Origin of the sequence: Enterobacter sp. DC4 (assembly GCF_000568095.1) — a bacterium.
In the GTDB taxonomy this organism is placed as follows: domain Bacteria; phylum Pseudomonadota; class Gammaproteobacteria; order Enterobacterales; family Enterobacteriaceae; genus Enterobacter; species Enterobacter pseudoroggenkampii.
The window spans coordinates 724,413-748,150 of the sequence record NZ_AZUB01000001.1; the positions used below are offsets into that span (position 1 = coordinate 724,413).

Annotated in this window: 23 protein-coding genes and 1 pseudogene; 16 read left to right on the forward strand and 8 right to left on the reverse strand. The window is 56.1% G+C overall.

What is annotated here, in order from left to right:
• Positions 1 to 372: 372 nt before the first annotated feature.
• The 7 genes from astC to ves all read left to right on the forward strand — a co-directional run bounded on the left by astC (position 373) and on the right by ves (position 8,084).
• Positions 373 to 1,593, forward strand: coding sequence for a succinylornithine/acetylornithine transaminase (gene astC, locus P349_RS20540; RefSeq protein ID WP_024908554.1), 1,221 nt, complete (start codon positions 373 to 375; stop codon positions 1,591 to 1,593).
• Positions 1,590 to 2,624 carry an arginine N-succinyltransferase gene (gene astA, locus P349_RS20535; RefSeq protein WP_008500686.1) on the forward strand — a complete coding sequence of 345 codons (1,035 nt, stop codon included), beginning with the start codon at positions 1,590 to 1,592 and terminating at the stop codon, positions 2,622 to 2,624. Before astC ends, astA begins: the two co-directional genes overlap by 4 nt.
• Positions 2,621 to 4,108, forward strand: a complete 1,488-nt coding sequence (astD, locus tag P349_RS20530; protein ID WP_032650930.1) for a succinylglutamate-semialdehyde dehydrogenase — start codon at positions 2,621 to 2,623, stop codon at positions 4,106 to 4,108. Before astA ends, astD begins: the two co-directional genes overlap by 4 nt.
• Positions 4,095 to 5,420: an N-succinylarginine dihydrolase gene (astB, locus tag P349_RS20525; RefSeq protein ID WP_032650932.1), complete on the forward strand. Its 1,326-nt coding sequence runs from the start codon at positions 4,095 to 4,097 to the stop codon at positions 5,418 to 5,420. Before astD ends, astB begins: the two co-directional genes overlap by 14 nt.
• A 10-nt stretch (positions 5,421 to 5,430) precedes the next feature.
• The gene (gene astE, locus P349_RS20520; protein ID WP_032650934.1) at positions 5,431 to 6,396 is read left to right on the forward strand and encodes a succinylglutamate desuccinylase; all 966 of its coding nucleotides are present in this window, start codon (positions 5,431 to 5,433) and stop codon (positions 6,394 to 6,396) included.
• A 338-nt stretch (positions 6,397 to 6,734) separates the two neighbouring features.
• Positions 6,735 to 7,229, forward strand: a complete 495-nt coding sequence (gene spy / locus P349_RS20515; protein WP_023311279.1) for an ATP-independent periplasmic protein-refolding chaperone Spy — start codon at positions 6,735 to 6,737, stop codon at positions 7,227 to 7,229.
• A gap of 297 nt (positions 7,230 to 7,526) precedes the next feature.
• Positions 7,527 to 8,084 carry an environmental stress-induced protein Ves gene (gene ves, locus P349_RS20510; RefSeq protein WP_032650935.1) on the forward strand — a complete coding sequence of 186 codons (558 nt, stop codon included), beginning with the start codon at positions 7,527 to 7,529 and terminating at the stop codon, positions 8,082 to 8,084.
• Here ves and cho read toward each other — a convergent pair.
• On the reverse strand, positions 8,062 to 8,940 hold the full coding sequence (cho, locus tag P349_RS20505; RefSeq protein ID WP_032651203.1) for an excinuclease Cho: 879 nt from the start codon (positions 8,938 to 8,940) through the stop codon (positions 8,062 to 8,064). The two genes, ves and cho, sit on opposite strands and share 23 nt — an antisense overlap.
• A 148-nt stretch (positions 8,941 to 9,088) precedes the next feature.
• Positions 9,089 to 9,913, reverse strand: a complete 825-nt coding sequence (gene nadE, locus P349_RS20500; RefSeq protein ID WP_029740447.1) for an ammonia-dependent NAD(+) synthetase — start codon at positions 9,911 to 9,913, stop codon at positions 9,089 to 9,091.
• A 232-nt stretch (positions 9,914 to 10,145) separates the two neighbouring features.
• On the opposite strand from nadE, the gene osmE reads away from it, so the two are divergent.
• From osmE to chbG, 7 genes and pseudogenes are all read left to right on the forward strand, one after another.
• Positions 10,146 to 10,490 carry an osmotically-inducible lipoprotein OsmE gene (gene osmE / locus P349_RS20495; RefSeq protein WP_010430142.1) on the forward strand — a complete coding sequence of 115 codons (345 nt, stop codon included), beginning with the start codon at positions 10,146 to 10,148 and terminating at the stop codon, positions 10,488 to 10,490.
• A 281-nt stretch (positions 10,491 to 10,771) separates the two neighbouring features.
• Complete coding sequence (gene chbB, locus P349_RS20490) at positions 10,772 to 11,089, forward strand: PTS N,N'-diacetylchitobiose transporter subunit IIB (protein ID WP_008500676.1); 318 nt, start codon at positions 10,772 to 10,774, stop codon at positions 11,087 to 11,089.
• A gap of 79 nt (positions 11,090 to 11,168) precedes the next feature.
• Positions 11,169 to 12,527 (forward strand): PTS N,N'-diacetylchitobiose transporter subunit IIC, encoded by a 1,359-nt coding sequence (gene chbC / locus P349_RS20485; protein WP_028017210.1) that lies wholly within the window; start codon positions 11,169 to 11,171, stop codon positions 12,525 to 12,527.
• Positions 12,528 to 12,574: 47 nt separating this feature from the next.
• Positions 12,575 to 12,922, forward strand: coding sequence for a PTS N,N'-diacetylchitobiose transporter subunit IIA (gene chbA, locus P349_RS20480; protein WP_024909443.1), 348 nt, complete (start codon positions 12,575 to 12,577; stop codon positions 12,920 to 12,922).
• 11 nt (positions 12,923 to 12,933) lie between these two features.
• Positions 12,934 to 13,770: pseudogene (chbR, locus tag P349_RS20475) on the forward strand (transcriptional regulator ChbR); the annotation flags it as partial.
• Between the two features lie 109 nt (positions 13,771 to 13,879).
• Positions 13,880 to 15,235, forward strand: coding sequence for a 6-phospho-beta-glucosidase (locus tag P349_RS20470; RefSeq protein ID WP_024909441.1), 1,356 nt, complete (start codon positions 13,880 to 13,882; stop codon positions 15,233 to 15,235).
• A gap of 11 nt (positions 15,236 to 15,246) precedes the next feature.
• Positions 15,247 to 15,996: a chitin disaccharide deacetylase gene (chbG, locus tag P349_RS20465; RefSeq protein ID WP_032650937.1), complete on the forward strand. Its 750-nt coding sequence runs from the start codon at positions 15,247 to 15,249 to the stop codon at positions 15,994 to 15,996.
• 87 nt (positions 15,997 to 16,083) lie between these two features.
• Here the strand turns inward: chbG and katE are convergent, their stop codons facing one another.
• Positions 16,084 to 18,333 (reverse strand): catalase HPII, encoded by a 2,250-nt coding sequence (katE, locus tag P349_RS20460; protein ID WP_032650938.1) that lies wholly within the window; start codon positions 18,331 to 18,333, stop codon positions 16,084 to 16,086.
• 156 nt (positions 18,334 to 18,489) lie between these two features.
• Here katE and cedA point away from each other — a divergent pair, with 156 nt between their 5' ends.
• Positions 18,490 to 18,777 carry a cell division activator CedA gene (cedA, locus tag P349_RS20455; RefSeq protein WP_370884122.1) on the forward strand — a complete coding sequence of 96 codons (288 nt, stop codon included), beginning with the start codon at positions 18,490 to 18,492 and terminating at the stop codon, positions 18,775 to 18,777.
• A gap of 48 nt (positions 18,778 to 18,825) precedes the next feature.
• On the opposite strand, the gene P349_RS20450 is transcribed toward cedA, so the two are convergent.
• The 3 genes from P349_RS20450 to hxpB all read right to left on the reverse strand — a co-directional run bounded on the left by P349_RS20450 (position 18,826) and on the right by hxpB (position 21,708).
• Positions 18,826 to 20,217, reverse strand: coding sequence for an L-cystine transporter (locus P349_RS20450; RefSeq protein WP_024909437.1), 1,392 nt, complete (start codon positions 20,215 to 20,217; stop codon positions 18,826 to 18,828).
• Positions 20,218 to 20,344: 127 nt separating this feature from the next.
• Positions 20,345 to 20,935 (reverse strand): metal-dependent hydrolase, encoded by a 591-nt coding sequence (locus tag P349_RS20445; protein ID WP_014883483.1) that lies wholly within the window; start codon positions 20,933 to 20,935, stop codon positions 20,345 to 20,347.
• Positions 20,936 to 21,036: 101 nt separating this feature from the next.
• Positions 21,037 to 21,708, reverse strand: coding sequence for a hexitol phosphatase HxpB (gene hxpB, locus P349_RS20440; RefSeq protein WP_032650939.1), 672 nt, complete (start codon positions 21,706 to 21,708; stop codon positions 21,037 to 21,039).
• 148 nt (positions 21,709 to 21,856) lie between these two features.
• Here hxpB and P349_RS20435 point away from each other — a divergent pair, with 148 nt between their 5' ends.
• Positions 21,857 to 22,393, forward strand: a complete 537-nt coding sequence (locus tag P349_RS20435; protein WP_023311291.1) for a YniB family protein — start codon at positions 21,857 to 21,859, stop codon at positions 22,391 to 22,393.
• Between the two features lie 36 nt (positions 22,394 to 22,429).
• On the opposite strand, the gene P349_RS20430 is transcribed toward P349_RS20435, so the two are convergent.
• On the reverse strand, positions 22,430 to 23,290 hold the full coding sequence (locus P349_RS20430; RefSeq protein WP_024909435.1) for a fructosamine kinase family protein: 861 nt from the start codon (positions 23,288 to 23,290) through the stop codon (positions 22,430 to 22,432).
• 105 nt (positions 23,291 to 23,395) lie between these two features.
• A complete protein-coding gene (gene ghoS, locus P349_RS20425; RefSeq protein ID WP_024909434.1) occupies positions 23,396 to 23,686 on the reverse strand; it encodes a type V toxin-antitoxin system endoribonuclease antitoxin GhoS in 291 nt (96 codons plus the stop codon).
• Positions 23,687 to 23,738 lie beyond the last annotated feature (52 nt).

Here is a 23,738-nt window from a genome sequence, read left to right on the forward strand (position 1 = left end):
CCGGGTTCGACCAATAACTGCGACAGATAATGCCGGTGGTGCAATATTTGCACCATTCTGACGCGCTTCGCCCCCAAACAGGGCGTAAATGACCGATAAATTTCGCGAGCGATCACAATTCCAGAATTATATTTGGCCTGTGCATACTCTTTCTGATTTTCATGCGGCAAAGCGCCGCTTGTCGTAAAAATATTCACTTTTTATGCACGAACAGTGAATAACTCCATATTGTAACTTATTGATATTCTGTCCCCTCAACCCGTTTATGCATTTTTATCGCTGGCTGGCACGAAGGCTGCAATCTACATTCACAGTGCAAACACTCAATTATTTAACATTCAAATAACCTTTTATTTACCGGATGAGGTCGCTATGTCTCTGTCAATTACGCGTGAAAATTTCGATGAATGGATGATGCCGGTTTACGCTCCGGCGGCTTTTATTCCAGTTCGTGGGGAAGGCTCGCGCCTGTGGGATCAGCAGGGTAAAGAGTACATCGACTTTGCAGGTGGGATTGCGGTCAACGCGCTGGGTCATGCGCACCCGGCGCTGCGTCAGGCGCTGAACGACCAGGCGGCGAAGTTCTGGCATACCGGCAACGGCTTTACCAACGAGCCTGCGCTGCGCCTGGCCAAAAAACTGATCGACGCGACGTTCGCCGAAAAAGTCTTTTTCTGTAACTCGGGGGCGGAAGCCAACGAGGCGGCGCTGAAGCTGGCGCGCAAATATGCGCACGATAAATTTGGTACCCACAAGAGCGGCATCGTGGCGTTTAAAAATGCCTTCCACGGGCGCACGCTCTTTACCGTCAGCGCGGGCGGTCAGCCTTCCTACTCGCAGGATTTCGCACCACTGCCGCCGGATATTCGCCACGGCATCTATAACGATCTGCAGTCCGCCAGCGAGCTGATTAACGATACCACCTGCGCGGTGATCGTCGAGCCGATGCAGGGCGAAGGCGGCGTGCTTCCGGCGCAAAAAGCCTTCCTGCAGGGGCTGCGCGAGCTATGCGATCGTCACGATGCGGTCCTGATTTTCGACGAAGTGCAGACCGGCGTGGGCCGCACCGGCGAGCTGTATGCCTATATGCACTACGGCGTGACGCCGGACGTGCTTTCGACCGCCAAAGCGCTGGGCGGCGGCTTCCCGATTGGGGCGATGCTGACCACCGATAAATTCGCCAGCGTAATGACCGTGGGCACCCACGGCACCACCTACGGCGGCAACCCGCTGGCTACCGCCGTTGCCGGACAGGTTCTCGATATCATTAACACCCCTGAGGTGCTGAAAGGCGTTAAGCAGCGTCACGACTGGTTTGTCGAGCGTCTGAATGCCATCAACAGCAAAACGGGGCTGTTTAAAGAAATTCGCGGTCTGGGGCTGTTAATCGGCTGCGAACTCACCGCTGAGTTTGCCGGGAAAGCTAAACTTATTTCACAGGAAGCGGCAAAAGTGGGCGTGATGGTGCTGATTGCCGGTGCCAACGTGGTGCGTTTTGCGCCTGCGCTGATCGTCAGCGAGGAAGAGGTGCAAACCGGTCTGGACCGTTTTGCGCAGGCGTGTGAAAAAGTGAAATCCGGGGTGTCATCATGATGGTCATCCGTCCCGTTGAGCGTGGCGATCTCGCCGGACTCATGCAGCTTGCCGGTAAGACGGGAGGCGGGCTGACCTCGCTTCCTGCCGATGAAAAAACGCTGTCGGCGCGCATCGAGCGCGCCCTGCAAACCTGGCAGGGGACGTTGCCAAAAAGCGAGCAGGGGTACGTGTTCGTGCTGGAAGACACCGACACGGGAACCGTGGCAGGGATCTGCGCCATTGAAGTGGCCGTCGGGCTTAACGACCCGTGGTACAACTACCGCGTCGGCACCATGGTTCACGCCTCGAAAGAGCTGAACGTCTATAACGCGCTGCCCACGCTGTTTCTCTGCAATGACCACACGGGGGCCAGCGAGCTGTGCACGCTGTTCCTCGACCCGGCGTGGCGCAAAGAGGGCAACGGCTATCTGCTCTCCAAATCGCGCTTTATGTTTATGGCCGCCTTCCGCGATCGCTTTAACGAAAAAGTGGTCGCAGAGATGCGCGGCGTGATCGACGACACCGGCTACTCGCCGTTCTGGGAGAGCCTGGGCGAGCGCTTCTTCTCGATGGAGTTCAGCCGGGCGGACTACCTGTGCGGTACCGGCCAGAAAGCTTTTATTGCCGAACTGATGCCGAAGCATCCTATCTATACCCATTTCCTCAGCCCGGAAGCGCAGGCGGTGATCGGCGAAGTGCATCCGCAAACCGCCCCCGCCCGCGCGGTGCTGGAGAAAGAAGGCTTCCGCTACCGCAACTATGTCGACATCTTTGACGGCGGGCCTACGCTTGAGTGCGATATCGACCGCGTGCGCGCAATCCGTAAAAGCCGGCTGGTTGAGGTCTCTGAAGGCCAGCCCGCGCCGGGCGACTGGCCCGCATGCCTGGTGGCGAACGAAAATTACGCCAACTTCCGCGCCATGCTGGTGCGAACCAACCCGAAATGTGAACGTCTGGTGCTGACGGCTGCTGAGCTCGATGCCCTGAAATGTAACGCCGGCGATAAGGTTCGCCTGGTGCGTCTCTGCCCTGAGGAGAAAACAGCATGACATTATGGATTAACGGTGACTGGGTCACGGGCGAAGGCGAACAGCGCGTAAAGACCAATCCGGTTGGAAAAGAGGTGCTCTGGAAGGGGCATGACGCCAGCGCCGCGCAGGTAGAACAGGCCTGCCATGCCGCTCGCCGTGCGTTTCCGGCGTGGGCAAAACAGCCTTTCGCCGTGCGCCAGGCAATTGTTGAAAAGTTTGCCGGGCTGCTGGAGGCAAACAAGGCCGAGCTGACGCGCATCATCGCGTCTGAAACCAGTAAACCGCGCTGGGAAGCGGCAACCGAAGTGACGGCGATGATCAATAAAATCGCCATTTCGGTCAAGGCGTACCATACCCGTACCGGCGAACAGCACACCGAGATGCCGGACGGCGCGGCCACGCTGCGCCACCGTCCGCACGGCGTGCTGGCGGTGTTTGGTCCGTACAACTTCCCGGGGCATCTGCCGAATGGCCACATTGTTCCCGCGCTGCTGGCGGGCAATACCGTTATTTTCAAACCGAGCGAGCTCACGCCATTAACCGGCGAGGCGGTGGTTAAGCTGTGGGAACAGGCCGGCCTGCCGCCGGGCGTGCTGAACCTGGTGCAGGGCGGACGTGAAACCGGCCAGGCGCTGAGCGCGCTGAGCGATATCGACGGCCTGCTGTTTACCGGCAGTGCCGGGACGGGCTATCAGCTGCACCGCCAGCTGGCGGGGCAGCCGGAAAAAATTCTGGCGCTGGAGATGGGCGGCAACAACCCGCTGATTGTGGAAGACCCGGATGATATCGACGCCGCGGTGCACCTGACGATTCAGTCCGCCTTTATTACCGCCGGACAGCGCTGTACCTGCGCCCGCCGCCTGCTGGTGAAGCGGGGCGCGCAGGGGGATGCCTTCCTGAAGCGTCTGGTAGAAGTGAGCGCGCGTCTGGTGCCTGCCGCGTGGAATGCCGATCCGCAGCCGTTTATCGGCGGGCTGATTTCCGAACAGGCCGCGCTGAACGTGCTGAAGGCCTGGCAGGACCACGTTGCGCGCGGCGCGAAAACCCTGCTCGAGCCGAAGCAGGTTCAGCCGGGTACCTCGCTGCTGACGCCGGGCATCGTTGAGATGAGCGGCGCGAGCAACGTGCCGGATGAAGAGGTCTTTGGCCCGCTGCTGTGCGTCTGGCGCTACGACGATTTTGATGCGGCCATTGCGATGGCCAATAACACCCGCTACGGCCTGTCGAGCGGGCTGATTTCGCCGTATCGCGAGAAGTTTGAGCAACTGCTGCTGGAAGCACGCGCCGGGATTGTGAACTGGAATAAACCGCTGACCGGGGCCGCGAGCACCGCGCCGTTCGGCGGCGTGGGCGCATCGGGCAACCATCGCGCCAGCGCGTGGTATGCCGCCGATTACTGCGCGTGGCCGATGGCGAGCCTGGAAACCCCGGCGCTGACGCTGCCGGAGACGCTTAATCCGGGGCTGGATTTTACCGGAGGGGATCGTCATGAAAGCGCGTGAAGTTAATTTTGACGGGCTGGTGGGGCTGACGCACCACTATGCCGGTCTCTCTTTTGGTAATGAAGCCTCGACGAAGCACCGCTTTCAGGTCTCGAACCCGAAACTGGCGGCGAAGCAGGGGCTGCTAAAAATGAAGGCGCTGGCGGATGCCGGTTTCCCGCAGGCGGTGATCCCGCCGCAGGAGCGTCCGAACGTGGCGGTGCTGCGTCAGCTCGGCTTTAGCGGCACCGATGAGCAGGTGGTTGAAAAAGCGGGTACGCAGACGCCGCACCTGCTCTCGGCGGCAAGTTCGGCCTCTTCGATGTGGGTGGCCAACGCCGCGACCGTCGCGCCGTCAGCCGATACGCTGGATGGCAAAGTTCATCTGACGGTGGCGAACCTGAACAATAAATTCCACCGCGCCACCGAAGCGGAAACCACCGAGCGCGTGCTGCGCGCCATTTTCAACCATGACGCCCATTTTGAGGTACATCAGGCTCTGCCGCAGGTGGCGATGTTTGGCGACGAAGGCGCGGCCAACCATAACCGCCTGGGGGGCGATTATGGCGACCCGGGCCTGCAGCTGTTTATCTACGGGCGAGAAGAGGGGGGCCACGCCGCGCCAACCCGTTATCCTGCGCGTCAGACGCTGGCGGCCAGCCAGGCGGTTGCCCGCCTGAACCAGGTCAATCCTTCCCAGGTGATTTTTGCCCAGCAAAACCCGCATGTGATCGACCAGGGCGTGTTCCACAACGACGTGATTGCCGTTTCCAACCGCCAGGTGCTGTTCTGCCACGAGCAGGCGTTTGCCCATCAGGAGAAGCTGCTCGCCACGCTGCATGAGCGCGTGCGCGGCTTCACGCCAATTCAGGTGCCAACGGAGGCGGTGAGTGTGCAGGATGCGGTCGAAACGTATCTGTTCAATAGCCAGCTGCTGAGCCGCGATGACGGCAGCATGATGCTGGTCCTGCCGCAGGAATCCCGGGATCATCAGGGCGTGTGGCGCTACCTGACCGAGCTGGTGAAGGCCGATAACCCGATTGACGAACTGCGCGTGTTTGATCTGCGCGAAAGCATGGCCAACGGCGGTGGCCCAGCCTGTTTACGTCTGCGCGTGGTCTTGACCCAGGACGAAATGCAGGCGGTTAACCCGGCGGTCATGATGAACGATACGCTCTTTACGCGGCTGAATGACTGGGTCGATCGCTACTATCGCGATCGGCTAACGCAGGCGGATCTGGTTGACCCGCAGCTTCTGCGTGAAGGACGCGAGGCGCTGGACGCGTTATCGACAATCCTGCAGCTGGGATCGGTTTACCCGTTCCAGCGCTAAAGGAGTGGATATGGAAAATTTACTGGCGCTGACCCTGGCCAATGAGACGCCGGAACAGAAAGAGGGGGACGGCCCCTCATTTCGCTGGCGGTGGCTGGGGCGCGGGGTGCTTGAGCTGACGCCGACCGCAAAAAGCGATCTCTCGCTGCTGCTTTCAACGGGCATTCACGGGAATGAAACGGCACCCGTTGAGATTGTCGATCTGCTGCTGCGCGCGCTGTATCGCGGTGAGATCGCCCTGACGTGCCGCGTGCTGGTGGTGCTCGGCAATCCGCCTGCGCTGGCGCAAAACAAACGGTATCTGGTCAGCGACATTAACCGCATGTTCGGCGGGCGCTGGGCGCAGTTTCCGCAGAGCGATGAAACGGCGCGGGCAGCGTGGCTGGAGAGCGTCGTGACCGCGTTTTTTGCCGCTGCGGGGCCCGTGCGCTGGCATCTGGATCTGCATACGGCAATCCGCGCGTCTTACCATGTTCGCTTCGGCGTGCTGCCGCAGCGCAATCAGCCGTGGGAGGAAGATTTCCTTAGCTGGCTGGGAGACGCCGGGCTGGAGGCGCTGGTCTTTCACCAGTCGCCGGGCGGAACCTTTACGCACTTCACCTGTGAGAACTTTGGTGCGTTGTCCTGTACGCTGGAGCTGGGGAAAGCGCTGCCGTTTGGCCAGAACGATCTCACCCGATTTGCGCCTACGCATCTCGCCCTTCGGGCGCTGCTGGGAGGAAAGGCTCCCGAGCACGCGCATCAACCCGTTGAGCGGTACCGGGTCGTACAGCAGATCACACGCCGCAGCGATGCCTTCCTGCTGCATATGGCCGCGCATACTCTGAACTTCACCCCGTTTCGCAAAGGGGCGCTGCTGGCCGAGGATGGCGAGGAGCGTTACGAGGTGCAGAAAACCACCGAGTATGTTTTATTCCCTAACCCCACCGTCGCGTTTGGCCTGCGGGCCGGGCTGATGCTGGAAAAAATATCCTGAACCTTTCCCCTCTCATCATTCGGGAGGGGGAAGTAAAAAACTTTTCTTAACGATTAAAGCGCTTGCGCTTGTTTTGCAGAATATTCCTGGTGAATTGCTTTATTATTCACCTTCACTCCGTTATAATTCTGATAAATCGCTTTAAAATCATCGCATTGAATATTTTTTGTTGCAACTCTCCACGCTTTATCCTTATTTCCTCCACATTTGGCGAAAATTTGTTTTTTACACTTTCATTGTTTTACTGTTGCTCTGACTAATTGACGATAAACCCCGTAAAGTTAATCTCGTCAACACGGCATAGCGCCGAAGAATAACTGAAAGAAAGGAAATAAATTATGCGTAAGTTTACTGCACTGTTTGTTGCTTCTACCCTGGCTCTGGGCGCTACCAGCATGGCGTTCGCCGCAGATACTGCGACCACCACCACTGCCGCGCCTGCTGAAGGCAAAATGATGATGCATCATAAAGGTCCGGGTATGCACAACGAGATGATGATGTTTAAGGATCTCAACCTGACGGATGCGCAGAAACAGCAGATCCGCGATATCCGTAAAGGCGAACGCGACCAGATGAAACGTCCTCCGCTGGAAGAGCGTCGTGCGATGCATGACATCATCGCCAGCGACAGCTTCGACAAGGCGAAAGCCGAAGCGCAGATCGACAAAATGGCCGAGCAGCACAAAGCCCGCATGCTGGCTCACATGGAAACCCAGAACAAGATCTACAACATTCTGACCCCGGAACAGAAAAAACAATTTAATGCGAATTTTGAGAAGCGTCTGACAGAACGTCCGGCGATGGAAGGTAAAATGCCAGCACCAACCGAATAATCGGTTCACACTCTTAAGACCGCCGGGATCCTGTCCACAAAAGCGCAATCGCTGTGGACAGGACCGGCGGTTTTTCTTTCCTGCCCTCTTGCCTGCCGCCGCCAGCGCGGTATCCTCCTGTAGTCGCTTCAGAGAATGTTTGTAGAGTCATGGCGTTAGCATTTTTATTAACGTCGCGCTAAGGCCTGCCCGCTCTGCTGCCGATACTGTTTCTGTGAATACCCAACGATAACAAACAAGACAGCAACGATAGCGATATCCTTGCCCTGGCACGGGTTGTGCCATTCAGGAGTGGTGATGGAGTTCTTTGATATCCGTAAGATGCCGGTCAGCCTGTGGCGCAATGGCGCTGGCGAGACGCGTGAGATTTGCTGCTTCCCTCCCGCGACGCGGGATTTTCACTGGCGTGCCAGTATCGCGACTATTGCCAGCAACGGCGAATTCTCCTCGTTTCCCGGCGTCGATCGGGTGATCACCTTGCTGGAAGGGGGAGAGGTGACGCTGGATGCCGGTCAGGCGTTCTTCCATACCCTGAAGCACCATCAGCCCTACAGTTTTGCCGGCGATTTGCCGGTGAAAGCGCTGCTGAGTGATGGGCGGATGGCGATGGACTTTAACATCATGACCCGGCGCGACTGCTGCCAGGCGAAGGTGCGCGTCGCTGACCGTACCTTTACCACCTTTGGCTCACGCGGGGGCGTGGTGTTTGTGTTAAGCGGGGCGTGGCAGCTGGGTGATAAGTTGCTGACGGCCGATCAGGGCGCCAGCTGGGAGGAGGGTACCCATACGCTGCGTCTGCTGGAGGCTCAGGGTACCTTATTGTTCAGCGAAATCACATGGCTGCCAGGCCATTGAGTTCAATGATCTCAAACTTACCGGCCAGGACCGGTTTACAGAGAATTTTGTAGCCATCGTGGTCAAATCCGGCGGGCGTGCGCAGCAGGGTTGCCGCGTCGTTGATGTCGTCGACGGCGCCCAGCCAGAGCCAGTTGTTGACGATGTGATACTGGGTCATTGTCTCGCCCACCTCTTTTAGCGCAACGGCGCTTTCCCACGGCCAGCAGTTCACGCTGATGGCCGCCAGACCGCTGAGGAGCCGGGCGTGATGCGCCTCAACGCTCTCTTTCCCGCAGCAGGCGCCGGCGCAGCGCTTCAGCGCGGATCGAAAACAGGCGCGTCCGCGGGTGGTTGCCTCCAGGCCCAAAAGGCTGTAGCAAAGCTGGAGCTCGTCCGCCAGCGTCTGCAGCGCCTGAAGTGCGGCACGTTTATTGGCGAACAGCCCATAGAGATTCGGGGCATGAGAAAAATCGACGTCGCGCGCGTAGACGACCTGCGGCTTGCCCTCGCTGATCTGCAGGGAGCAGAGCTGACGGTTGCGGCGCAGACGCTTGTTGAACAGCGGCTGCTGTTCTTTTATCAACCGCGCCTCCAGCAACAGCGCGCCCATTTCTCCGGCCGTCTGGAACCAGGTAATGCGTCGCGACTGGCGCAGCATGGCGGCCTCGTCCGGGGTGCGAAGATGGGATAACACCCGACTGCGGATGTTAACGCTCTTGCCGATGTAGAGCGGCAGGGTGTCGCTTTCGCCGTGAAAGATGTACACGCCCGGCTGTTTAGGCAATGCTTCAAGCCAGGGGCGAAGGTGCTCGGGATATTCGTAGATAGCCGCCGCTTCAAACTCAAGACGCGGGGCGGATTGACGCCTGCTCACATACTGCTCCATATACTGTTCAGGTATACAGTGTAGCAGGAGTGTGGTGGTTAAAAAAGAGCCGGGTGGCGGCTGCCCCTCACCCTAACCCTCTCCCCATAGGGGAGAGGGGATTGTCCTCTGCTTGCATAAATTTGCGGAGAAACGTTTATTTCCAGAAATCGTCAAACACCGTAATTGGCGTGTGGCGCTTGTGCTCGGTTTTCAGGTACCAGCCTTCGATGATTTTCGCGGTACCTTCATCCAGCTTTTTGCCTTCCAGATAATCATCAATGTTGTCATAGGTGACGCCAAGGGCCGCTTCATCCGGCAGGGAAGGGCGATCGTCTTCAAGGTCCGCTGTCGGCGCTTTCTTATACAGATGCTCAGGACAGCCCAGCGCGGCCAGCAGCTGCTTACCCTGACGCTTGTTCAGACGGAAGATAGGGTTAATGTCGGTGCCGCCGTCGCCGTATTTGGTAAAGAAGCCGGTGATCGCTTCTGCCGCATGGTCGGTGCCGACGACGACGCCTTTGGTCATCCCGGCGATGCTGTACTGCGCTTTCATGCGCTCGCGGGCTTTTTCGTTGCCGCGAACAAAATCGCTCAGCTCAATGCCCGCTTCGCGTAACGCCTGCTCGCTTGCCAGCACCGAGCCCTTAATATTCACGGTCAGCACGCGGTCAGGCTGAATGAAGGTAATGGCATCCTGGCAATCCTGCTCGTCCGCCTGCACGCCATAAGGAAGACGCACCGCGATAAACTGCAGCGTCTCATCGCCCGTCTCTTCGCGAAGCTCTGAAATTGCCATCTGGCAGAGTTTACCGGTCAGGGTAGAGTCCTGGCCGCCACTGATGCCCAGCACCAGGGATTTCAGGAAAGCGTTCTTTTTTAAGTACGATTTTAAAAAATCCACGCTGCGGCGGATCTCTTCATGTGCATCTACCGTGGGCTTCGCGCCCAGTGCCTGAATAATCTCTTGTTGCAGAGCCATCACGCCCTCCATATGCAGTACATAAACAGAATGTGTTAGCTGTTAAAACTAACCCTTTGGGCGAGAAACGACAAGGATCACAGTTTCGAGTGCGCTAATTTGCGCCGATTTAGCAGGTTATCGTTGTTTTATTAGAATTTTCCGAAATTCGTCTGGCGTAACTCACAAAGTTGAACAATAGTACTTTTTATCCCATGCTTAGATAACACGCTGATAAACAAGAGGACGGAATATGAACAAGAACGTAGCAGGAATTCTTAGCGCAGCGGCGGTACTGACTATGCTGGCAGGGTGTACGGCTTACGATCGCACCAAGGATCAGTTTACGCAGCCCGTAGTAAAAGACGTTAAAAAAGGGATGACCCGTTCGCAGGTGGCCGCGATTGCCGGTAAACCTTCTTCTGAAGTGACCATGATTCATGCGAAAGGGACCTGCCAGACCTATATCCTGGGTCAACGTGATGGTAAGGCAGAAACCTACTTTGTCGCGCTGGATGATACCGGTCATGTGATCAACTCCGGCTATCAGACCTGTGCTGAATACGACACCGATCCGCAGGCACCTAAGGCGCAGTAACCCTCCTTGCCTGAGGATGTTAACAAACCGGCCCAGGGGCCGGTTTTTTTATGCATACGTAAATCTTATTTCTTTGCGCGAATTATTTGCCCGAAATGTGAAGGGAGTCAACAAGCCAGGTCAATGAGAGACAATTTGAGTCTATCCAGAATTATCCCCTGTCTGTACCATTGCGTATACTCACTCCAACGATAAACAACAGTACGCAAGCTACCTGTCTGCCGGGACAGCGAGTCGAGTGATAGCGCGATGGCAGGTAGTCATACAAGAGGGAAAACACGATGGAAAAGAAACATATCTACCTGTTCTGCTCAGCGGGCATGTCAACCTCGCTTCTGGTGTCAAAGATGCGTGCGCAGGCTGAAAAGTATGAAGTCCCTGTGGTGATTGAAGCGTTTCCAGAGACGCTGGCGGGCGAAAAAGGCCAGACAGCCGATGTCGTTTTACTGGGGCCGCAAATTGCCTATATGTTGCCCGAAATTCAACGACTGTTACCGAATAAACCTGTCGAAGTGATCGACTCGGGGCTGTACGGCAAGATTGATGGTTTAGGTGTTCTTAAAGCTGCTGTGGCAGCCATTAAAAAAGCTGCTAATTAATTTTTATTTTTCCCGTCAAAGAGTTATTTCACACACAATACGCCGTAACATGCGTTACGGCATTTAAGGGTATTTTCCTATGAGTAAAGTCATCGCTTCACTTGAAAAGGTACTCCTTCCTTTTGCTGTTAAAATAGGAAAGCAGCCTCACGTTAATGCCATCAAAAACGGTTTTATTAAATTAATGCCGTTGACGCTGGCCGGGGCCATGTTCGTTTTAATTAACAACGTTTTTCTGAGCTTTGGTGAAGGTTCCTTCTTTTATTCATTAGGAATTAGGTTAGACGCTTCCACTATTGAAACCCTTAATGGTTTTAAAGCCATCGGCGGCAACGTCTATAACGGTACGTTGGGGATTATGTCGCTGATGGCGCCTTTCTTTATTGGGATGGCACTGGCAGAAGAGCGTAAAGTCGATCCGCTGGCCGCCGGGTTATTATCCGTTGCTGCCTTTATGACCGTCACGCCTTACAGCGTGGGTGAAGCCTATGCCGTCGGTGCCAACTGGCTGGGTGGGGCCAATATTATCTCCGGTATTGTTATCGGCCTGGTGGTGGCAGAAATGTTCACCTTTATTATCCGTCGCAACTGGGTTATCCGCCTGCCGGATAGCGTACCGGCTTCCGTTTCCCGTTCATTTTCCGCGTTGATTCCGGGCTTCATTATTCTCTCTATCATGGGGATTATCGCCTGGGCGCTCTCCCACTGGGGCACAAACTTCCACCAGATCATCATGGACTCTATCTCTACGCCGCTGGCGTCGATGGGTGGCGTGGTCGGTTGGGCGTATGTGATTTTCACCTCTCTGCTGTGGTTCTTCGGCGTGCATGGTTCACTGGCACTGGCCGCGCTGGACAGCGGGATTATGACCCCCTGGGCACTGGAAAACGTTGCGCTTTACCAGCAGTACGGCTCCGTTGACGCGGCGCTGGCAGCCGGTAAAACCTTCCATGTGTGGGCGAAGCCGATGCTTGACTCCTATATCTTCCTGGGCGGTACCGGGGCGACCTTGGGTCTGATCATCGCGGTCTTTATTGTCTCTCGTCGTGCTGATTACCGTCAGGTCGCGAAGCTGGCGCTGCCATCAGGCATCTTCCAGATTAACGAACCGATTCTGTTCGGTCTGCCAATCATCATGAACCCGGTAATGTTCATTCCGTTCATCCTGATTCAGCCGCTGCTGGCCGCTATCACCCTGACGGCGTATTACATGGGCATCATTCCACCGATTACCAACATTGCACCGTGGACCATGCCAGCAGGTCTGGGCGCCTTCTTCAACACCAACGGCAGCGTCGCAGCCTTCCTGCTGGCGATATTCAACCTCGGGATTGCCACCCTGCTGTACATGCCGTTCGTGGCGATTGCCAACAAAGCCGCCACCATCATTGATGAAGAAGAGAGCGAAGAGGATATTGCCCTCTCACTGAAATTCTAAGATTGACCGGCGCGGGGAAGCCCGCGCCAGCCACAAGGAGCTTAAACATGTTAGATTTGGATAGTATTGTCGCAGACGAAGCCGCCGAGAACGATCTTGAAGAAGTGGTGATGGGGCTTATCATCAACTCCGGACAGGCCCGCAGCCTGGCCTATGCCGCACTGAAGCAGGCCAAGCAGGGGGATTTCGCCGCCGCGAAAACCATGATGGAACAGTCCCGCACGGCGCTGAATGAAGCGCACCTGGTGCAGACAAAGCTGATTGAAAGCGATCAGGGCGAAGGGAAGATGAAGGTCAGCCTGGTGCTGGTCCACGCGCAGGATCACCTGATGACCTCGATGCTGGCGCGTGAGCTGGTGGCGGAGCTCATTGAGCTTCACGAGAAGATGCAGTAAGTCAGACTGAGCAGCAGGAGGTCAGCACGATGGAAATTAAAACCGCACTTGAACAGCAGCTGTTTAATGGCAAAAATTTTCATGTGGTTATCTACAACAAAACGGAGAGCGCCAGTGGTCTGCACCAGCATGACTACTACGAGTTCACGATTGTTCTGACCGGTCGCTACTACCAGGAGATCAACGGTAAGCGCGTCCTGCTTGAGCGAGGGGATTTTGTCTTCCTGCCGATGGGGTCTTATCACCAGAGCTTTTACGAATTTGGTGCCACCCGCATTCTGAATGTGGGCGTCAGCAGACGTTTCTTCGAGAAGCACTATCTGCCGCTGGTGCCGTTCTGCTTCGTTGCCTCCCAGGTCTATCGGGTCAAAAACGAGTTCATGACCTGGATTGAGACGGTTATCGCTTCGCTTAACTTCCGCGACAATGAATTTGATGAGTTTATTGAAACGGTGACCTTCTACGTGATGAACCGGCTGCGCCATCATCGTGAAGAGCAGCAGGTGACGGATGATATTCCGCAATGGCTGCGCGGCACCGTTGAGCTGATGCACGATAAAGGCCAGTTCAGCGAAAATGCGCTGGAAAATATGGTGTCGCTGTCGGGCAAATCCCAGGAATATCTGACCCGTGCAACGCAGCGCTATTATCGTAAAACGCCCGTGCAAATTATTAATGAAATCCGCATTAACTTTGCCAAAAAACAGCTGGAAATTACCAACTATTCTGTCACCGATATTGCGTACGAGTCAGGATACAGCAGTCCCAGCCTGTTTATTAAGACCTTTAAAAAATTGACGTCATTCACACCGAACAGTTACCGGAAGAATTTAACGGTAATGAATTAACTTTCGGCGGATTACCCGCCACAAATATTGCTTTAATGGCTTGCCCAAATAGCGGGAAGAGTACGCTATACCTTGCAGGCGATTAACCTGATACGCTAAGGGAGATATTATGCAGAAGAAATTAAAAGTCGTAACCATTGGTGGCGGCAGCAGCTATACCCCGGAACTACTTGAAGGTTTCCTGAAACGTTATCATGAATTACCGGTCAGCGAATTATGGCTGGTGGACGTTGAGGAAGGTCAGGAGAAGCTGAATATTATTTTCGACCTGTGCAAGCGCATGGTGGAAAAAGCGGGCGTGCCTTTGACCGTGCATAAAACCCTGGACCGTCGTCTGGCGCTGAAAGATGCGGATTTCGTCACCACCCAACTGCGCGTTGGCCAGCTGAAGGCTCGCGAGCTGGACGAGCGTATTCCGCTGAGCCATGGCTATCTGGGGCAGGAGACCAACGGCGCAGGCGGCCTGTTTAAAGGTCTGCGTACCATCCCGGTCATTTTCGACATCGTCAAAGACGTGCAGGAGATCTGCCCGAACGCGTGGGTGATTAACTTCACCAACCCGGCCGGGATGGTCACTGAAGCGGTCTATCGTCATACCGGCTTCAAACGTTTTATCGGCGTCTGTAACATTCCGATCGGCATGAAGATGTTTATCCGCGACGTGCTGGCGCTGACCGACAGCGACGATCTCTCCATCGATCTGTTCGGCCTGAACCACATGGTGTTTATTAAAGATGTCATCGTGAACGGAAAATCGCGCTTTGCCGAGCTCCTCGACGGCGTGGCTTCCGGTCGCCTGACGGCGGCATCCGTGAAAAACATCTTTGACCTGCCGTTCAGCGAAGGGCTGATCCGCTCGCTGAACCTGCTGCCGTGCTCGTACCTGCTTTACTACTTCAAGCAGAAAGAGATGCTGGCCATCGAAATGGGCGAGTACTATAAGGGCGGCGCGCGCGCGCAGATCGTTCAGAAGGTCGAGAAGCAGCTGTTCGATTTGTATAAAGACCCGAACCTGAACGTCAAACCGAAAGAACTGGAGCAGCGCGGCGGGGCCTACTACTCCGATGCGGCGTGTGAAGTGATCAACGCCATCTACAACGACAAGCAGGCGGAACACTATGTCAACGTGCCGCATCACGGTCATATCGACAATATCCCGGCGGACTGGGCCGTCGAGATGACCTGCATCCTGGGACGCGAGGGCGCTAAACCGCATCCACGCATCACCCACTTCGATGACAAGGTCATGGGCCTGATCCACACCATCAAAGGCTTTGAGGTGGCGGCAAGCAACGCTGCGCTGAGCGGCGAGCTCAATGACGTGCTGCTGGCGCTGAACCTCAGCCCGCTGGTGCATTCAGACCGCGATGCGGAGCAACTGGCCAGCGAGATGATCCTGGCACATGAAAAATGGTTGCCGAATTTTGCCGCCACGATCGAGAAGCTGAAGTTCAAACACCACTAAGAGGACGCACAATGGAAAACCTGCTGATCGTTAATGCTGATGATTTTGGTCTCTCGAAAGGCCAGAACTACGGCATTATTGAAGCCTGTCGCCGGGGGGTTGTGACCTCTACCACGGCACTGGTGAATGGTGAGGCGGTTGAACACGCGGCGCAGCTGAGCCGCGAGGTGCCGGCGCTGGGCGTCGGCATGCATTTTGTGCTGACGCTCGGGATGCCGCTTTCGCCAATGCCGGGCCTGACGCGCGATGGCCAGCTTGGAAAGTGGATTTGGGAACTGGCGGAGCAGGATGCTCTGCCGCTCGAAGAGATTGCCCGCGAGCTGGACTGTCAGTTCAACCGCTTCGTTGATGTGTTTGGTCAGGCGCCGACGCATATCGACAGCCATCACCACGTGCATATGATCCCGGCGATTTTCCCGATTGTCGCCGGGTTTGCCCAGCGCAAAGGCGTGGCGATGCGCGTGGATAGGGAGGCGCGCGGCGTGCCCGACTGCGACGTGACAACCACTGAGGGGTTCAGCAGCGCATTTTACGGCGACGAGATCGACGAAGCGCTGTTCCTGAAGGTGCTGGACGATTCCGCCGCGCGGGGGGAAAAGTCGGTAGAAGTGATGGCGCATCCGGCTTTTGTCGATAACACCGTGCGGAAAAGCGCCTACTGCTGGCCGCGCCTGGCGGAGCTGGACGTGCTGACGTCGGCGTCGCTGAAGTATGCGATTGCCGAGCGCGGGTATCGGTTGGGGACGTTTGGGGATCTGTGAAATAAAGCCCGGTGGCGGCTTCGCCTTACCGGGCCTACAAAACCAATCGAATGTAGGCCGGGTAAGCGCAAGCGCCACCCGGCTTTTTTACGCCGGAATCTGATCGATCTTGCTGCTGCGCGACCAGACGCGGTGTGCGGCGAGCAAATCAAACAGCTTCGTCATAAACGCATCGTCAACGTTATCTCCCTCGACAATCCCGTCCTCACCCTGCTCGGCCACCTTCAGCTGCGCTTTGAACTGTCGCGCGTCGCCGGACAGCGCGATCGGTTTCAGGTGCTTATAGGCTTCCAGCAGATAATACACAGCGTCGCCGTTGGTCAGCAGGCTGGCAATATCCCCGCACGGCACAATCACCGCATCGACGGTCAGCGATGGCGCCCCGGCAAAGGTTGCGGCCACCGGCAGCACTGAGCCATCGTCAGCCGTCACTTCACCCATGCGGGAATAGAGCAGTTTGGCATGCACGCCTTGGGTTTTCAGCGCCTGCATAATGCCCAGCACGTCGCTGGCGCGGGTTTTGTCGTTCAGCAGGATGGCGACCACGCGGCCTTTAATCGAGCCGCCCGGCACGGCATACAGGCTCAGCGACGGATCTTTCTTCACGCCGTTAACCTCTTTCGGCGGAGCAAGGTTACGCTGCTCGTCGGTCAGCGTAATGCCCAGGTTATCCGCGACGCTCTGGGCAAGCTGAATATCAATATGCGCCAGCTGATCGACCACCCGCTCGCGAATGTAGGTGCGCACCACTTTACTCAGCTCAAAGCTGAAGCCGCCGATGATGTGCTGTTGCTCAATCGGCGTCTGGCTGTTCCAGAACAGGCGAGGGTGGGCGTAATACTCACCGAACGTGGGGCTGCGCTCGCGAATTTTATTGCCATCGATACGCTCCTGATACGATTCGAATCCACCGCGTTTCGGTCCGGGAGGCGTTTCACGCGGCCAGTTATCGTTAATGGAGTTCGGCTCATAGTTCGCCGGGTTGGTATCAATATCCTGACGGTGCATCCCGTCGCGCTGGAAATTGTGGTACGGGCAGGTTGGGCGGTTAATCGGAATTTCGTGGAAGTTCGGCCCGCCCAGACGGCTGATCTGCGTATCGGTATAGGAGAACAGACGTCCCTGCAGGAGCGGATCGTTGGTGAAGTCCAGCCCCGGCACGATATGCCCCGGGTGGAACGCGGCCTGCTCGTTTTCGGCAAAGAAGTTATCCGGGTTACGGTTGAGCACCATTTTACCCACCAGCTGCACCGGCACCAGCTCTTCCGGGATCAGCTTCGTCGGGTCCAGAAGGTCGAAATCGAACTTAAATTCGTCCTCTTCCGGTATGAGCTGCAGGCCCAGTTCGTATTCCGGGAAGTCGCCCGCTTCAATGGATTCCCACAGCTCGCGACGATGGAAGTCCGGATCGCGCCCCGTCAGCTTTTGCGCCTCGTCCCATACCAGCGAGGCTTTACCCGCGACAGGCTTCCAGTGGAAGCGGACAAACGTGGCTTTCCCCTCGGCGTTGATCAGACGGAAGGTATGGATGCCAAACCCCTCCATGGTGCGATAGCTGCGCGGAATGCCGCGGTCTGACATCGCCCACATCACGTTGTGTAAGGTTTCAGGCTGCAGGGAGACATAGTCCCAGAAGGTGTCGTGCGCACTTTGTCCCTGCGGTATGGCCCAGTGGGGCTCCGGTTTTACCGCATGGACAAAGTCAGGAAATTTATGCGCGTCCTGAATGAAGAACACCGGGGTGTTGTTGCCGACCAGATCGAAAATACCCTCTTCGGTATAAAACTTGGTGGCAAAGCCGCGGATATCCCGGACGGTATCTGCCGAACCTGCGCCGCCCTGCACGGTGGAGAAACGCACAAACACCGGGGTAATTTTATCCGGGTCGGAGAGGAAATCCGCTTTGGTGATCGCTTTCAGACTCTTATAGGGCTGGAAGTAGCCGTGCGCAGCGGAACCGCGCGCGTGGACGATGCGTTCCGGTATCCGCTCGTGGTCAAAATGGGTGATTTTTTCCCGCAGGATAAAGTCTTCCAGCAGGGTTGGCCCGCGTGCGCCTGCGCGAAGGGAGTTCTGATCGTCAGCAATACGCACGCCCTGATTGGTGGTGAGCGCAAAACCGTCGCCGCCTTTACGGTGTGGTTCAAGAGATTTCAGCTTCTCGTTTCCCGTGTCCGGCGATTTCATGCTTCCCGGTGCGGTAGGCTGTTCGCCCGGTGCTGAGGGGCCAGGGGAGGGGCGGTGAGAGCCGTCTGCAGGGGCGAGAGAGTCCATACCCGGTTGAGATTCTTCAGTGCCATGAATCGGTGATTGATGTGTTTTATCTTTGTTCGACATTGCACGCTTCTCCTTTATCCATTGCTAAAAACCCTATTAAGGATAGAACAATGTCGCGACATGGTTCGCGAACTAAGAGTTTTCACATGCCGTGATTAGCGAAAGGAGCCATCTCACCCACTCGGAGCGCGACGGAAGGCAGCAGGATCGGCTATCATAGAATTTTCCTGCTTCAAGAATTTTGCTTTAGTGAATCCGTCGCTTATGAAACCTCTTCGTCAACAAAACCGCCAGGTTATTAGCTATGTGCCCCGCGTTGAGCCCGCGCCGCCTGACCATGCCCTGAAAGTGGAGGGCTTTCGTGATGTCTGGCTGCTGCGGGGGAAATACGTGGCCTTTGTGCTGATCGGCGAACATTTCCGTCGCTCTCCCACGTTTACGGTGCCGGAGTCCGCACAGCGGTGGGCGATGCAGATCCGCCAGGATGAAGAGGTTGAAGAATAACAGCCATAAAAAAACCGCCTGATGGCGGTTTTTTTATTTCTACCGTGATTAACGGTGCGCCAGCTCGGCGTCGTCTTCACTTTCCAGAATCGCTTTGTCGGTCTGCTTCAGCCACTGGCTGGTCAGCGTACCGGCGGTCATGGAGCCGCTCACGTTCAGCGCGGTACGACCCATGTCGATCAGCGGCTCAACGGAGATCAGCAGGGCGACCAGCGTTACGGGCAGACCCAGCGCAGGCAGCACAATCAGCGCGGCGAAGGTTGCGCCACCGCCAACACCCGCAACGCCTGCGGAGCTTACGGTAACAATCCCGACCAGCGTGGCGATCCATACCGGATCCAGCGGGTTGATACCCACCGTCGGCGCGACCATCACGGCCAGCATCGCCGGGTACAGACCCGCACAGCCGTTCTGACCAATGGTGGCACCAAAGGAGGCAGAGAAGCTGGCGATGGATTCAGGCACGCCCAGACGACGGGTTTGCGCTTCAACGTTCAGCGGAATAGACGCGGCGCTGGAACGGCTGGTGAAGGCAAAGGTCAGCACCGGCCAGACCTTACGGAAGTATTTCAGCGGGCTGACGCCGTTCACGCCCAGCAGGATGCCGTGCACCACAAACATAATGCCCAGGCCGAGATACGAGGCGACAACGAAGCTGCCCAGCTTAATGATGTCCTGCAGGTTAGAGCCGGCAACCACTTTGGTCATCAGCGCCAGCACACCGTAAGGGGTGAGCTGCATAACCAGACGAACCAGCTTCATCACCCAGCTTTGCAGGGTGTCAATCGCGGTCAGAACACGTTCGCCTTTTGGCGCGTCGTCTTTCAGCAGCTTCAGCGCCGCGACGCCCAGGAACGCGGCGAAAATAACCACGCTGATGATCGAGGTTGGGCTCGCACCGGTCAGGTCAGCAAACGGGTTCTTCGGAATGAAGGAGAGCACCATCTGCGGCACGGTCAGGTCAGCCACTTTACCCACATAGTTGGTCTGAATCGCGGTAAGACGTGCTGTTTCAGCGGTACCCTGAACCAGACCTTCTGCGGTCAGGCCAAACAGGTTGGTGACCAGCACACCCACCAGCGCGGCAATCAGCGTGGTGAAAAGCAGCGTACCAATGGTCAGGAAACTGATTTTTCCTAGCTGAGTGGCGTTATGCAGGCGGGCCACGGCGCTCAGAATAGAGGCGAACACCAGCGGCATAACGATCATCTGCAGCAGTTGGACATAGCCGTTACCGACAATATTGAACCACTGAATGGAATCTTTCAGAACTGGATTATCGGAGCCATAAATTGCCTGTAATGCCAGACCAAATACGACACCCATGGCCAGACCAACCAGCACCTTTTTCGCCAGGCTCCACTGTTTGTGGCGCGCCTGCGCGAGAAGCAATAGCAATATAACGAACACAACGACGTTCGCGATGAGTGGAAAATTCATCCCCGTTCTCCTGATTTATTATTGGGTCGGTTTTTACCGATCCTGTTGGCGGAAGGTTAGCAGAAGTGTGATGTAGCGCTTATATCCAAATGGAATGGGTTATGACAAATGGGATAAGTTTGTCGGTTTACTGTTCAATCTGGTGATGAATAAAGCGATTAAACTGAAATTGCAGCGAATTAATCATCTGTGATGACCAGCGAACTGCACTGTTTTCGGGCAAGGTTTGCGGCATCCAGACGGCGTAAGCAAACAGCGCCATGCATAATACCCGCTCAAGCTGGTTACCTTTCTGCGGTGCGAGGATGGGAAAACGGAAACGCCAGCGGCAGGGCCATAGCAGCGGCACGCCCGCAGGCGTCAGCATATCGGCCAGAATATGGCTTAAATAGCCCAGCACCATCCCCTGGATGGCATCGGCCGGGACTATCCAGCTTTCAGGCACTTTTAAATAGAACAGCGTCAGCAGGCCAAACACGGCCAGCAGGCTGTGCGTAAACCCCCGGTGACCAAACGCGCGGGCGATGGGTTTCGACACCCATTTCAGACGCTGTCCGAGGAAGGATTTAGGGTGGTCGATGTCGGGCAGCAGACAGGTCAATACGGCGGAAGGGACAATATGCCACCAGTCCCCCTGTGCCAGCACGGGGGTAAGTTCAGCGTTTTTGGCAAATACTGCGCACGCAATAGAAAAAAGCAGGTGGCCTTCCGCCGTCATGATAAAACCCACGAAACTGTCAATTCATACAGTATAGGGTTTTTATACAGTAGGCGGAAGAGGTGACGGTGTAACTGTTTGTCACAAACCGAAGTAGGGCGTTAACCGCCCTGCAGGTGGCGCGCCGTCAGTTCTGCCAGTGAATGTAGCTTCACGTCGGCAAGCGCAAACCGGGGATCGTGGCGGCCTTCTTCCGCAGGCACCACAATGGAGCGCATCCGCGCGGCTTTAGAGGCCACCATGCCGTTAACGGAATCTTCCAGCGCAACGCAGCTGAGGGGATCCAGGCCGAGCTTAGCGGCACAGTCCAGATAGACCTGCGGGTGCGGCTTGCTGTAAGGCAATTTCTCAGCGGACGCCAGCGCGTCAAAACTGTCGCGCAGTTCAAACATCGTGAGCACTTTTTCCAGCATATGCAGCGGTGAAGCGGAAGCCAGGCCAACCTTCAGCCCCTGGGCTTTACACAGCGCGACAGCCTCACGTACGCCGGGCAGCAGCGGCCGGCTCTCTTCCACCAGAGAAATGGCGCGGCTGATAATGCGTGCGGTCACCTCATTGCGATCGGGACCCACCCACGGCTGTTGGGCAAACCACAGGTCAACCACCATATCGATGCGCAGGCCCAGCGTATCGGGTAGTTCATTACGGCGGCTGATATCGACGCCCAGACTGGCCATCACATCCAGTTCGGCGCGATCCCACAGCGGTTCGGAATCGATCAGTAATCCATCCATGTCAAAAATTGCGGCAAGAATTTGGCGCGGTGTCGACATCACAACGTCTCCTTATCCAGGGTGTTCGACAGACGATACGTGCTAAGCACAATCTGCAATTTAGCATATTGCTTTTAAAGAGCGGGCGAAATTGATGGCCAGCAGGTAGACTTAGGCACAAATAACGCGTCTTTATGAAGAGGAACTGATGACGTATCAACAAGCTGGACGCATTGCGGTCTTAAAACGTATTGCTGGCTGGGTGATTTTTATTCCTGCCGTCATTTCTACGCTGATTTCTGTACTCAAATTTATGTACGATCACAGCGAAAAACAGCCGGGTATCAATGCGGTAATGCTTGATTTCGCTCATGTCATGATTGAGATGATGCGTTTTAATACGCCATTTTTGAATGTTTTCTGGTTTAACTCACCCACCCCGGATTTTCATCAACAGCTGAATATCGGCTTCTGGGTGATATACGCCCTGATCTTCGTCGCGCTGGCACTGCAGGCCTCTGGCGCGAGAATGAGCCGTCAGACGCGCTTTTTACGCGAAGGCGTTGAGGATCAGTTGATTCTGGAGCAGGCCAAAGGCCCGGAAGGCATGAGCCGGGAGCAGATTGAATCCCGCATTGTTGTGCCGCGTCACACCATTTTCCTGCAAATTTTCCCGCTCTATATCCTTCCCGTGATCATCATTGTGGCGGGATACTTCTTCTTCTCACTGCTCGGTTTTCTGTAAGCGATAAGGGTGGCGGCAAGGCCACCCGTTCGCGTCTCAGGCGGCAAGCATACGCTCGAGTGCCCGCTGGGCGTTAACCAGGTGTTCTCCGCCAAAAAGAATGGCACGGTTCATCAGCGTATAAAGCTGATACACCGGCTGGCGGTCGAGGAAACCGGGCGGCAGGGGGGAAACAGACTGGTATCCGTCGTATATTTGCGGCGGCTGCTCCGGATGAAGCGGCAGCATGGCAAGATCGCACTCTCTGTCACCCCAGTAGCAGGCCGGGTCGAAGATGTAGGGCCCATTGGGACCCAGCGCGCAGTTATCGGACCACAAATCGCCGTGAAGCAGAGACGCCTGGGGCTGGTGGGAGGCCAGACGCTGTTGAACGTGCTCGACGATGGCATCAATATTGCCAAATTCCAGCCCTTTCTCGGCGGCCAGCTCAAGCTGCCAGCCAATGCGCTGCTCGGCAAAAAATGTCGACCAGCGACGCTGCCAGGCATTGGGCTGTGGCGTGGTAGATAGATCGTTGTCAAAATCGAGACCAAACTGCGGCTGGTCGCTCCATTGATGGAGGCGCGCTAACTGTTGGCCGAGGATAAACGCATTATGGGCATCCAGCGGTCGGGCGGGGAGATATTCCATGACCAGAAAACTGTAATCGCGGTCGCTACCGACGGCCAGCACCTGCGGGACCGTCACCGTTTTACTGCGCGACAACAGCTCCAGCTGGTCGGCTTCGGCGGTAAAGATCGGAAGCAGCTCTCGCTCATCGCACTTAACGAAAAGATCGCGTCCTGCGTAGCGTAAATGCCACGCGGCGTGGATCTCACCACCTGGCAGTTCGTTACGCAGTTCAATTTCACCTTCACCCAGCTGCTCACGTAAAAGATGACTGATAGCCTGCCACATGTTGTCTCTCCCATGTTGTCTGCCAGATCATAAAGTTAGCGCATAACTGCGGTAAAAAAATACGAACTAACGCACACCTGAGCGGTTTAAATTCATACAGCGCACTTATTGTTCTTTTTTCCGCCAGCTTTCCCAGGTATTCACGTCAATTTCGGCAGGCTTGTCGGTCACGCTCTCTACCAGACTGGCGGCCAGCGCATGAACCTCTTCCTGGCTCAGGGCGCCGATGAGACCAAATGCCAGGGTGCCTAAATCATGAATATTGCCCTCGTCATCCGTGAGCGTGAGGAGAAAATTAGCCCGGGTGAAAGCATTGTTGAGTTCATTCAGCTCGGTCAGCGATGCTTCATGAAGGTTGATGGTCACGACGTAACGTGTGATGTCACCACTGCTCATAATTCACCTCATTGTTATCATGGAAGTTTTCTTAGCATAGTCGATAGTTTGC

What these genes read in the sequence shown, in the direction of transcription:
- chbC (WP_028017210.1), top strand. Translation starts at nt 11,169, where the DNA reads ATGAGTAAAGTCATCGCTTCACTTGAAAAGGTACTCCTTCCTTTTGCT.
- ghoS (WP_024909434.1), bottom strand. Translation starts at nt 23,686, where the DNA reads ATGAGCAGTGGTGACATCACACGTTACGTCGTGACCATCAACCTTCAT.
- P349_RS20435 (WP_023311291.1), top strand. Translation starts at nt 21,857, where the DNA reads ATGACGTATCAACAAGCTGGACGCATTGCGGTCTTAAAACGTATTGCT.
- hxpB (WP_032650939.1), bottom strand. Translation starts at nt 21,708, where the DNA reads ATGTCGACACCGCGCCAAATTCTTGCCGCAATTTTTGACATGGATGGA.
- astD (WP_032650930.1), top strand. Translation starts at nt 2,621, where the DNA reads ATGACATTATGGATTAACGGTGACTGGGTCACGGGCGAAGGCGAACAG.
- P349_RS20445 (WP_014883483.1), bottom strand. Translation starts at nt 20,935, where the DNA reads ATGACGGCGGAAGGCCACCTGCTTTTTTCTATTGCGTGCGCAGTATTT.
- spy (WP_023311279.1), top strand. Translation starts at nt 6,735, where the DNA reads ATGCGTAAGTTTACTGCACTGTTTGTTGCTTCTACCCTGGCTCTGGGC.
- chbB (WP_008500676.1), top strand. Translation starts at nt 10,772, where the DNA reads ATGGAAAAGAAACATATCTACCTGTTCTGCTCAGCGGGCATGTCAACC.
- osmE (WP_010430142.1), top strand. Translation starts at nt 10,146, where the DNA reads ATGAACAAGAACGTAGCAGGAATTCTTAGCGCAGCGGCGGTACTGACT.
- astB (WP_032650932.1), top strand. Translation starts at nt 4,095, where the DNA reads ATGAAAGCGCGTGAAGTTAATTTTGACGGGCTGGTGGGGCTGACGCAC.
- katE (WP_032650938.1), bottom strand. Translation starts at nt 18,333, where the DNA reads ATGTCGAACAAAGATAAAACACATCAATCACCGATTCATGGCACTGAA.
- astE (WP_032650934.1), top strand. Translation starts at nt 5,431, where the DNA reads ATGGAAAATTTACTGGCGCTGACCCTGGCCAATGAGACGCCGGAACAG.
- ves (WP_032650935.1), top strand. Translation starts at nt 7,527, where the DNA reads ATGGAGTTCTTTGATATCCGTAAGATGCCGGTCAGCCTGTGGCGCAAT.
- P349_RS20430 (WP_024909435.1), bottom strand. Translation starts at nt 23,290, where the DNA reads ATGTGGCAGGCTATCAGTCATCTTTTACGTGAGCAGCTGGGTGAAGGT.
- nadE (WP_029740447.1), bottom strand. Translation starts at nt 9,913, where the DNA reads ATGGCTCTGCAACAAGAGATTATTCAGGCACTGGGCGCGAAGCCCACG.
- P349_RS20470 (WP_024909441.1), top strand. Translation starts at nt 13,880, where the DNA reads ATGCAGAAGAAATTAAAAGTCGTAACCATTGGTGGCGGCAGCAGCTAT.
- chbG (WP_032650937.1), top strand. Translation starts at nt 15,247, where the DNA reads ATGGAAAACCTGCTGATCGTTAATGCTGATGATTTTGGTCTCTCGAAA.
- astA (WP_008500686.1), top strand. Translation starts at nt 1,590, where the DNA reads ATGATGGTCATCCGTCCCGTTGAGCGTGGCGATCTCGCCGGACTCATG.
- P349_RS20450 (WP_024909437.1), bottom strand. Translation starts at nt 20,217, where the DNA reads ATGAATTTTCCACTCATCGCGAACGTCGTTGTGTTCGTTATATTGCTA.
- astC (WP_024908554.1), top strand. Translation starts at nt 373, where the DNA reads ATGTCTCTGTCAATTACGCGTGAAAATTTCGATGAATGGATGATGCCG.
- chbA (WP_024909443.1), top strand. Translation starts at nt 12,575, where the DNA reads ATGTTAGATTTGGATAGTATTGTCGCAGACGAAGCCGCCGAGAACGAT.